The sequence below is a fragment of the Methylobacterium sp. J-048 genome (genome assembly GCF_022829515.1).
In the GTDB taxonomy this organism is placed as follows: Bacteria; Pseudomonadota; Alphaproteobacteria; order Rhizobiales; family Beijerinckiaceae; genus Methylobacterium.
Window position 1 is genome coordinate 1 of the sequence record NZ_JAKSYL010000181.1, and the last position, 9,773, is coordinate 9,773.

Consider the following 9,773-nt stretch of genomic DNA (forward strand, 5'->3'; position numbering starts at 1 on the left):
GAAAGCCGCAACGCGCCCCCTCTCCCGTGCGGGCGAGGGGACCCGCGCCTCTCCGGGATACGTGCGCACTCTCCTCCCCCTTGCGGGGAGGAGTTGGAGGTGGGGGTGGTTCAGAAGGCACCGCTGCGCCTCATCCGGAACCACCCCCACCCCTGGCCCCTCCCCGCAAGGGCTACGGGCTATACAGGTTTCGGTCAGAGCCGTGGTCCTGCCGCTGGCAGAGCAGGCGCGGGTCCCCTCTCCCGTGCGGGAGAGGGACAGGGTGAGGAATGCGACATCTCCGGAAAGCCCTGGCCCCTCACCCCAACCCTCTCCCGCACGGGAGAGGGGGCGCGTCGCGGCCTGCAGCATTGTCGGTGCCTCAAACCTGTGTAGCCCGTAGCCACAAAGGGGAGGGGAAAAGCGCGGCTTTTCAGTCCCTTGGCTCCGAAGCCATCGGTGCAACACGGCCCGGCGCGTGTCGGATGACATGGCGTTGCCCCCCCGTAGGCGGCGCCGCAATCTCCCCCGGAAGCCGGATCGAGTCATGCCGCCCTCCTGAGATCCAAATCCGTCCGTTGATCCCGCGACGCGCGTGGTTGGGCGCCCCGTGCAAAAAAATCCGCCTCGGCGAGGGCCGCGAGGACGAGCAGAAGGAGCCCGAGGCCGGCCAGCGCGTAGGCGAGGCCGGTCAGGTCGCGGCGGGGGCGCGGCTCGGTATAGGGGATCGGGTTGCGCTCCAGGGCGGCGATCTGCGCGATGGCGTCGGCGACGGCCGGCGCACCCTCGGCCTCGAAGGCCCGGTAGGGCACGCCGAGGCTCTTGAAGAACAGGTCGAGATGCCGCTCGGGGGCGGCCTGAGGCGTGTCCTCCCCGGCAGGCCGGTCGTGGATCGAGGGCGAGCCCTTGGTGCGCAGGAACAGCCAGTAGAGGTTCGGGTGCAGCTTGGTGAAGGCCGCGCGCAGGGCATCCTGCACCCGCGGGTCGATCACCGCGGCCCCGTCGGAGATGAACAGCAGCACGCGCGAGCCGCTGCTCTCCGGGGCGAATTGCGACAGCGCCATCGCGAGGCCGCGGGCGACGTTGGTGTAGTCGAGGCCGGGCCGGTCGATCGCCGCAATCGCAGCGCGCACGGCGGCGTGCCGATCGGTCATCGGCATCACCAGCATGGGCGCGGTGGAGAAGGCCGTGACCGCGAGCAGGTCGTGCGCCCGGGCGCCGACGAAATCCGCCAGCAGGCGGCGGGACGCGGCGGCCTTCGATTCCTCCGCGCCCGAGGGCTGCCGGCCCGCAAACGTCTCGTTCATGCTGCCGGAGCGGTCGATCAGCATCGAGATCTGGGCGCCGATGCCGATGCGGATCACGGGCGCGCCGGCGCCGTAGGGACCGGCGAGCGCCACCATCAGGCCGGCAATGGCGAGCATGCCAGCGGCCCGCAGCAGCCGGGCGATCCAGCGCGAAGCCGCATCGGCCGGAGCCGCGGCGACCGCCGGGACCGCGACCCGCCGGCGCCCGGAGGCGACGAGCGGTAGCAGCGCGAGCGGCAGCAGCCACAGCCAGGCGGGCGAGGCGACCCCGAGCGATCCGACCATCATCGTCTCAGGTCTCCCGCTCGGCGGCGGCGAGCCGGCGCAGGCCGGCCTCGACCTCGGGCCAGGGCAGGTTCGCCCGGGCGGCCTCGGTCTCGCGGCCGAAGAAGGCCCGGCGCGAGACCTCGAAGAACCGGGCCAGGGCCGGGCCCTCCCGGCGGAAGGCCGGATGCCGGTCGAGGAAGGCCGGCAGGTCGTCGGCCAGCACCCGGCGGCCATCGGTCTCGTCGAGGCCGCGATGGATCAGGCGCAAGGCCTCGCGATAGCCGTCCGCACCCTCGCGGCCCAATCGGCGCACCGCGCGAGCGGCCTTGGCGAAGGGGCGTCCGGGCCTCGCGAACCAGCCGCGATCGTAGCCGAGGGCGGCGAGCGCCAGCACGGCGGCCCCGAGGGCGACGAGGGCGGCCCGCAGGTCAGGCAGCGGGTCGAACCGGGAGACGCGCCCATCCGGCCGCAGATACTCGGCCGGATCGTCGTGCTTCTCCGGCTGGACCTCCCGCAGGGGCGAGACGCCGAGCGACCAGCCCGGGATCTCGGCCTTGGCCGAGGTCGTGCCGCCCGCGGCCGCGCTCTCCAGCGACACGGAAAAGCCCGGGATCGCGACCTGGCGGGCATCGAGCGCCGCGTAGAAGCTCTGGTAGGTGAGATGCAGCCGGACCCGACCGGGGCTCTCCTCGACCGTGATGTCGCGCAGGTCGAGCCAGTAGGTCAGCGGCCCCGGCGCCGGCAGGGAGGCGCGCTGCAGCGTGAAGCCGGGATCGACCGCGATGTCGGCCTGGGCCCGTACCAGGTCGCCCAGAAAGTACCCGAAGGCCCGGGGCACCCGCACCTCGACGGAGCGCACCTGCGCCACGGCAGCGCCGGCCTGCAGCAGCAGCGCGCAGCAGGCCACAACCATGGGATTCCGAAGGGCGAAGCCCTTCGGCGGGGTATCGGGGCGGAGCCCTGATGCCTTGAGCCTCAATCGATCGCAGGGCTCTGCCCTGCACCCGCAAAAGGTCTCGGACCTTTTGAAACCAGGACTTTCGCTGCCAACCCCCGTCATCTCAGGTCGCCAGCAGGTGGCGGGTGAGCGCTTGCGCGTCGAAACGGTCTTCCAGGTGGAACGGCGCCCGGGCCGAGGCAGCGGCGGCGATCTTGCGCAGGGCCTCGCGCCGGGCCTGCTCGCGGGCGATCCAGCGCCGTTTCAGGGCCGGGCGCAGGAACACGAGGCGGCGGCCCGCGCCTTCGAGGTCGTCGAGCTCGGCGAGGCCCCAATCCGGCAGCCCCGCATCCTCGGCGCTGTCGGCGAGCAGCACCGGAACCGTGTCGTGGAGCGCCAGCGCCGCGAAGACCTGCGCGATCAGGGCCTGCGGCCAGCGGAAGTCGGAGACCAGGAAGACCAGACGCGGCCGGCCGAACAGCAGGCGCGCGGCCTCCAGCAGCCCCTCGGCGCCGGTCGCCTCGCAGCGCGCCGCCGCGATCCGCTCGGCCATGGCGAGGGCCGGCCCGCGCCGGCGGGTGGCCGGCAGGTACAGGTCCGCCCGGACCGTGCGGTCGCAGCCGATCACCCCGAACCCGTCGCCGATCCGGGTCGCGGAGGCGGCGAGCCCGGCGCAGAGGTCGGCGGCCAGGCGCAGGCGGTCGCCGGCCCCCTGGAAGCGCATCGAGGCGGAGAGGTCGATCAGCGCCCAGACCTCGACGGCGTTGCGCATCTCGAAGCGCCGGACATGCACGCCCTCGAACGGGTCGCGCAGGCTCGCCCGCAGGTCGATCCGGCGGGCATCCGGCAGGGTCAGGAACGGGACCTGATCGCGAAAGGTGCCCAGCCCCCCGGCCCCCTGGCCGCGATGCGCCCCGAACCGACGCCCCCTCGGGCGCCAGCGCGGCAGGTAGATGATTTCGGCCGAGGGCGTCCCGGTCATGGGGCCGGCACCGTCTCGAACACCGCCCGGCACAGATCCGGGACGATCTCGCTGCGGCGCATCTCGTGGACCGGCTCCAGGAAAATGCGATGCGCCATCACCTCGGGGAAGACCGCGCGGACATCCTCCGGCACCAGCCAGTCCCGCCCCTCCAGCCAGGCCCGCACCCGGGCGGCCCGGACCAGGAAGGCGAGGCCGCGCGGCGAGGCGCCGCCCTGCACCAGCGTCGCCATGTCGATCCCCGAGAGCCGGATCCCGGCCTCGGCCGGGCGCACCAGCGCGTCCCAGAGCCCGACCACATAGGTCTCGATCTCCGGGGCGGCCTGGATCGCCACCTGGATCGAGGCCGCGATGGTGCCGAGGCGGCCTTGGTCGAGCACCCCCTCGGCGACCTCCGCGATCAGCCGGTCGGTGTCGTGGAAGCGCGGATCGAACACCAGGGCGCGCCGGGCCTCCGGATCGCGCGGCGCGTCCATCCCGATCTCCATCAGGAAGCGGTCCCGGGCGGCGGCGGGCAGCTCGAAGGTCTCCTCGCGCTCGACCCGGTTGCGGTCGGCGAAGACCTGGAGGTTGGGAAACCGGTACTCCCGGGCGAAGGCCGTGACGCTGCGCTCGGCCATGATCCGCAGCAGCAGGGCGTGCACCTGCGGGCGCGCTCGGTTGATCTCGTTGAAGAAGAACACCGCCAGATCCTCGGCCCGGCGCAGCACCGGCCCCGGCTCGACCCGGGGGCGGCCGTCCTCGGCGAGGTAGGTGTGATAGATCAGGTCGGTCGGCATCATGTCGACCGTGCCCTCGACGCGCTCGTAGGCGCCCCCCAGGGCCCGGGCCACCGCCCGCAGGAGGGTGGTCTTGCCGACGCCGACATCGCCCTCCAGCATGACGTGGCCGCGGGCGAAGATCGCCGTGGTGACGAGGCGGATGACCCGCGCCTGGCCGACCACGGCCTTGGCGACCTCCGCCTCGAAGCGGGCGGCCGAGGCCCGCCAATCGGTGAGCTTGGCGTCGCCGGGGTGGAGCGTGTTCATCGCGCTGGTTCCGGGACAAGGCGGCCGGCCTCAGGGAGAGACCGGACTGGGGCGCGCGACCGGCTCGGCGACGCGCGTCGACATCGAAGACCGGAAGCCTGTCGACTCCCGGATTCCCATCCTCGACCTCATCCTGAGGTGCTTCCGCGAAGCGGAAGCCTCGAAGGAGCTCTCCAGATGCCGCTGCGATCTCTGGAGCCCTCCTTCGAGGCCCAGCGATCTTCGATCGCCGGGCACCTCAGGATGAGGGATGGATCTGGATCTTCGCGGATCAGTTCGCCGAGATCTTGCTGACGTCGTACTCGAACTTGCCGGTCTTCTTGGCGTTCTCGATGCGCTTGCGGTTGCGCTCCTCCATCAGCTTGATGGATTCCGCCTGCTTGCCGACTTCCTTGGGGTCGTGCTTCGGGTCGTATTTCGACCCCGCGACCTTGTCGGGGAAGCCGGGCTTGGGCTCCCAGCAATTGCCCGGCGCCTTGCAGGTCTGCCCGTCATAGGCCAGGGCCGGCAGGGCGCAGAGCGCCCCCGCGGCCATCATCGCGGCGGTGATCAGGATTCTGTTGCGCATCGTCGACTCCTTGCGTTCGCTCCCAGGGCGGCCCGACGGGCCGGTCTTTGGCGCCGGCTCGGCCGGGCGCTGCTCCGCGCGGACGCTCACTCCAGCGGCTTGCACTGGCCGGGCTCGTCCTTGGCGAAGGTCTCGCCTTCCTTGAAAGGCGTGTAGTGTTTCTTCTGCTCGTCGGTCAGCCAGGCGGCATCCTTGACCGGGCCGGTATAGAGATGCCGGATCCAGGCGATGACCTGGAGCGCCTCGTCCGGGTTCAGGTCTTCGTTGTGCGGGCCCATCATGCCGTTGGCCCCGCCCCAGATCGTCGCGAACAGGCCGGTATCTTCGGTGTTGGCCGGATAGGTCCAGTAATTGTCGTTGAGGCCGGGCCCGACCTTGCCCTCGGCGAGATGGCCGTGGCAGCCGGAGCAGGAAGTCAGGTACAGGCTCTCGCCGTTGCGCAGGCACGACTTGTCGTCGATGTAGATGTTCTTGCCGCTCTGGAAGAAGGTCTGGACCGCCTGGGTGTCGCGCCCGCCGGGCTTGCCCTCGGCGAGGTCCAGCGGCTCCCCGGTGATGGTGTTGCGGAAGATCAGGCCCGCCTGCGGCCCGGATTGCGGCTGGGCCATCACGGCGGCCGCACAGAGCGCCGAGGCGGCGCCGGCCAGAAGCATCAACCGGATACGCGTATTCTTCGTCATCTCACATTCGCTTCACGGGGACTGGATCGCGCGGCGCTCGCTCGCCGGCCGCGCGGCGAGGGTCAGTTGGTCGCCACCGGGACACCGTCCTGCTTCAGGATCGCGTCGATCTGCGGCTTGGCCTTGGCGATGGCGGCATCGAGGGCGTCGCGAAGCGCCGTGTCGTCCCGGCGCACGCCCATGGACTGGTCGAAGCTCTGCGGCATCTTGCGGCCGTCGCTGCTCACCGTGTCGTTCGGCACGAGGGTCATGCGCAGCGGCACGGTCGAGGCCTTGACGTAGCGGGCCACGTCGGGGGCGAAGGCGACGCCGACCTCCGCCTTGTCGTTGGCGACCTCGCTGACGATCCGGGCCGGATCGATCTGCGTGTACTGGTTGCGCGGCGCCCGGAAGCCGACCAGCGAGTAGAGGTAGGCCATGTCCTCCTCGTAGCGGCCGATATCCTTGAGCATCGCCTCGCCCGGGGAGCCCAGCGGCACGACCATGTGGTCGACGGTCTTGAGGCGCGGGTCCGACCACGACGTCACGTCGAGGTCCTTGTCGGCGCGGGTGATGAAGACGTAGCCGCTGCGATAGTAGGGCTTGGTGGTCAGCACCCGCGGGTCGTCGCTGTCGAGGCCGACCACCACGTCACAGGTCCGCTTCTCCAGCCCGTCGCGCACCAGGTAGATCGCCGGCTTGTCGAGCCAGACGAAGGCCGGCTTCTTCCCCATCGCCTCCGCGACCGCGGCGGCGACCCGGTTCTCCAGCCCGGAGCCGTCCCGCATGGACAGCGGCGGCTGTTTCTCGGAGGCGCAGATCCGCAAGGTCGACGGGTCGGGTTTGGGCGCGGCCGCAGCCTTGCCGGGCTCGGACTGGATGGCCTGGGCCTCCGATTCCTGGGCCCAGGCCTTTTCGGCCGGGATCGCGAGGGCGAGCAGGGCCGCGGCGCAGGTCGCCGCGCGAAGGAGTCCGCCGAGGAGCGGCATGGTTTCGTTCCCTCAATGATTTTTGTCGGGAGGCGGCCCGCGCGCCGGGCGGGCGGAGCCAGCGAACCGGGGCTCCGCCGCCCGGACGAGGCGGCGGAGCTGTCGCGCGCTATGAAGCGCGGGTCACGTGCCGATCGCTTGGCCGATCACTTGGCCGCGGCTTGCGCGTACTCGCCGACATTCGGATCGTCGTACGGGCCCTTGCCGTCCAGCGAGAACACGACCACGCCGCCGCCCATCTGGGTGTAGTTGGCGAGCTTCTTGAAGGCGCCGACCGCGCCGAGGCCGGCGGTCGGATCCTGCAGGTCGAACACCAAGCCCACGCCCGGCCAGCCGCCGACGCCGTAGTAGATGGCGACGTACTGGGTGCCCTTGTGGGTGTAGGTGATCGGGTAGCCGATCGCCCCGGACGGCAGCTTGAACTTCCAGAGGAGATCGCCGTTGTCCGAGTCGCGCGCCTTGATGAAGCCGTCCAGCGTTCCGTACAGGACGATGTTGCCGGCGGTGGCGGTGGTGCCGCCCCAGACGGCGAAGCGCTCCATCTTCTCCCAGTTGAACTTGCCGGTGATGGCGTTGTAGCTCTTGATCTGGCCGAGGCCCTCGTAGTTCTGCCGGTCACCCTTCGGGCCCGGATACATGTTCAGCGTCGCGCCGACGAAGAACTGTCCTGCCCGGTAGGGCAGCATGAACGGCTCCCAATCCATGCAGATGTGGTTGATGCCCATGTAGAAGGCTTGACGCTTCGGATCGTAGGAATCGTGCCCCTGGTTGTGGTAGCCCATCGCCGAGGGACAGATGTCCTTGGCGAGGTGATCCATCCGGGTGCCGTATTCCGGGTCGCGCACCGGCGTGCCGGACTTCAGATCCACCGACTTGAACACGTTGACCGTGTCGTCGATCTTGTTGGCCGAGACCAGCGAGCCGTCGGTGCGGTCGAGGGTGTAGACGATGCCGTTGCGATCCGGGTGGGTGAGGAGCTTGCGCAGCTTCCCGTCCTTGTCCTTCTGCTCGGACAGCATCATCACGTTGACGCCGGCGTAGTCCCACTCGTCGTGGGGGGTCTTCTGGTAGCCGAACTTGGCCTCACCGGTATCGGCGTCGCGGCCGAAGATCGTCATCGTCCACTTGTTGTCGCCGGGACGCATGGTCTCGTTCCACGGCGCCGGGTTGCCGGTGCCGAAGTAGATCAGGTTCGTGCCCGGGTCGTAGGCGTACCAGCCCCAGTTGGTGCCGCCGCCGATCTTCCAGGCGTCGCCCTCCCAGGTCGAGGTGCCCAGGCCCTTCTGGCCGTAATGGGCGTTCTTGATGTTGAAGTCCTTGGCCAGCAGCAGGTCCTCGTCCGGACCGGTGGCGTAGGCGCGCCAGACCTGGGCGCCGGTCTTCACGTCGTAGGCGGTGAGGTAGCCGCGCACGCCGAGCTCGGCGCCCGAGGAGCCGATGATCACCTTGTCCTTCACCACGTAGGGGGCGATGGTGAGCGTCGAGCCGACCTTGATGTCGGAATTCTCGACCTTCCAGACCGTCTCGCCGGTCTGCGCGTTCAGCGCCGCGACGTTGCCGTCGAGCAGGGTCTTCAGGATCAGCGGCGGGGTCTTGCCGTCGCCCGGCCAGTAGGCCAGCCCGCGGTTGACGAGATCGCAGCAGGCGACCGAACGGGCGGCCGGGTTCTGCTTGGGCTTGTCCTGCCACAGGATCCTGCCCGGATCGTCGAGGTCGAGCGCGAAGGTGTTGTTCGGGAACGAGGTGTGGACGTACATCTTGCCGTCGACGACCAGGGGCGCCCCCTCGTGGCCGTTGAGCAGGCCGGTGGAGAAGGTCCAGGCCGGCTTGAGCTGCTTGATGTTGGTCTTGTTGATCTGCGTCAGGTCGCTGTAATTATCGGAATCGTAGTTCTTACCGGGCATCACCCAGTTGTCGCCGCTTTTCGACTGCTCGATGAGCTTGTCGTTGGCGAAAGCCGCGCCCGACAAGCCGACCGGCGCCAATGCCAGGATCGCCAGGGCCGAGACTGAACTCGCTAGCCTTCTCATGATGCATCTCCTCGCAAGACCGCCCTGCCCTTCGGCTGCGCGGCTATTGGTTTTTGCAGTGCAAGATCGATCGAGGCCGGCTACGTCGATAGTCAGCTTTACTTGCGACTTAGAGACATTCGACCTTTATGATCTGCTTATTAAGATCTTGTCACCTTTTAGTTTTATGCGCCAATGCCCGACAATGTCTTCAGGCAAGCTGACATTTGTTAGCGGGATAATTCGGCAATGCCGGGCGGACGGGCCGGAATACCCTATGCCGACTTGACCACCCTGCGGCGCCCGCCCAAAACTGTGTTCCCGGCCCGCTCTATGCTCGGCCTTCAGTCTTCGGGGCTGCCTGATGGGCTTGAGACGGTCCGGAGCGCTCTTCGCCACCGTGCTGCTCACCGCGCTGCCGGTCCTTGCCGGAGCGGCCCGGGCCGAGGACCGAGCCCCCACGACCGCCCGGCTCGCAGCGCTCTATCCACAGGACGGGCGCCGCGACCTGACCGGGGCCGATTTCGACCGCTTCCGGGGGGCCGGCATCCTGTGGTGTCGCGATCCGGACGGCGTGCCGCAGAAGGCCGCAGCGGCGTGGCTGATCGCCGATCCGTCGACCGTGGTGCTGAACGCGCACAATTTCCGCGATCGCCGCCTCGCGGTCACGCGCCCGGTGGCCGATTGCTATTTCCAGATCGCCGGCCGCAACTACGATTTCGACGCCGACAGCCTGGTGCTCGGCACCGCCCCGGGCGCCGAGAGCCTGCACATCACCGACGATTGGGCGATCCTGCGCCTCCACCGTCCCGCCGACGCCGTGCCGCAGCCCCTGCCGGAATCGCTCGATCTGCCGGTCGGGGACATCGCCCTGCCGGTGACCATGGTGTCGCCGGCAGGGCACGGCAATTATCGCGGCCCCAGCAGCCTCGAGCGCTGCGCCATCCGGCGGATCGATCCGCCGAGCGAGGATGCGATCCGCCGCGCGCGCCACGATTGCAACGACGGTTACGGCGGATCGGGCTCAGGCCTGTTCGACGAGGCCGGC

Annotated in this window: 9 protein-coding genes; 1 reads left to right on the top strand and 8 read right to left on the bottom strand. The window is 69.6% G+C overall.

Translation table 11 applies throughout. The features are described from left to right. Positions 1–524: 524 nt before the first annotated feature. The 8 genes from MKL09_RS18190 to MKL09_RS18225 all read right to left on the bottom strand — a co-directional run bounded on the left by MKL09_RS18190 (position 525) and on the right by MKL09_RS18225 (position 8,746). Positions 525–1,574 carry a vWA domain-containing protein gene (locus tag MKL09_RS18190; RefSeq protein ID WP_244022395.1) on the bottom strand — a complete coding sequence of 350 codons (1,050 nt, stop codon included), beginning with the start codon at positions 1,572–1,574 and terminating at the stop codon, positions 525–527. A 4-nt stretch (positions 1,575–1,578) separates the two neighbouring features. Then, complete coding sequence (locus MKL09_RS18195) at positions 1,579–2,466, bottom strand: nonribosomal peptide synthetase MxaA (RefSeq protein WP_244022397.1); 888 nt, start codon at positions 2,464–2,466, stop codon at positions 1,579–1,581. 148 nt (positions 2,467–2,614) lie between these two features. Further along, on the bottom strand, positions 2,615–3,472 hold the full coding sequence (locus MKL09_RS18200) for a DUF58 domain-containing protein (RefSeq protein WP_244022399.1): 858 nt from the start codon (positions 3,470–3,472) through the stop codon (positions 2,615–2,617). Next, positions 3,469–4,500: an AAA family ATPase gene (locus tag MKL09_RS18205; RefSeq protein WP_244022401.1), complete on the bottom strand. Its 1,032-nt coding sequence runs from the start codon at positions 4,498–4,500 to the stop codon at positions 3,469–3,471. The genes MKL09_RS18200 and MKL09_RS18205 overlap by 4 nt, the downstream gene beginning before the upstream one ends. Positions 4,501–4,771: 271 nt before the next feature. Next, positions 4,772–5,068 carry a methanol dehydrogenase [cytochrome c] subunit gene (locus MKL09_RS18210; RefSeq protein ID WP_244022403.1) on the bottom strand — a complete coding sequence of 99 codons (297 nt, stop codon included), beginning with the start codon at positions 5,066–5,068 and terminating at the stop codon, positions 4,772–4,774. 86 nt (positions 5,069–5,154) lie between these two features. After that, positions 5,155–5,721, bottom strand: coding sequence for a cytochrome c(L), periplasmic (gene moxG, locus MKL09_RS18215; protein WP_244022411.1), 567 nt, complete (start codon positions 5,719–5,721; stop codon positions 5,155–5,157). Positions 5,722–5,810: 89 nt separating this feature from the next. After that, entirely contained in the window at positions 5,811–6,716 is a 906-nt protein-coding gene (gene moxJ, locus MKL09_RS18220; RefSeq protein ID WP_244022405.1) for a methanol oxidation system protein MoxJ, read from the bottom strand. Positions 6,717–6,862: 146 nt separating this feature from the next. Further along, positions 6,863–8,746, bottom strand: coding sequence for a methanol/ethanol family PQQ-dependent dehydrogenase (locus MKL09_RS18225; protein WP_244022407.1), 1,884 nt, complete (start codon positions 8,744–8,746; stop codon positions 6,863–6,865). Between the two features lie 343 nt (positions 8,747–9,089). Between MKL09_RS18225 and MKL09_RS18230 the strand changes: the two genes are divergently transcribed. Further along, positions 9,090–9,773: serine protease (locus MKL09_RS18230; protein WP_244022409.1), on the top strand; the 684-nt coding region annotated here is incomplete at its 3' end.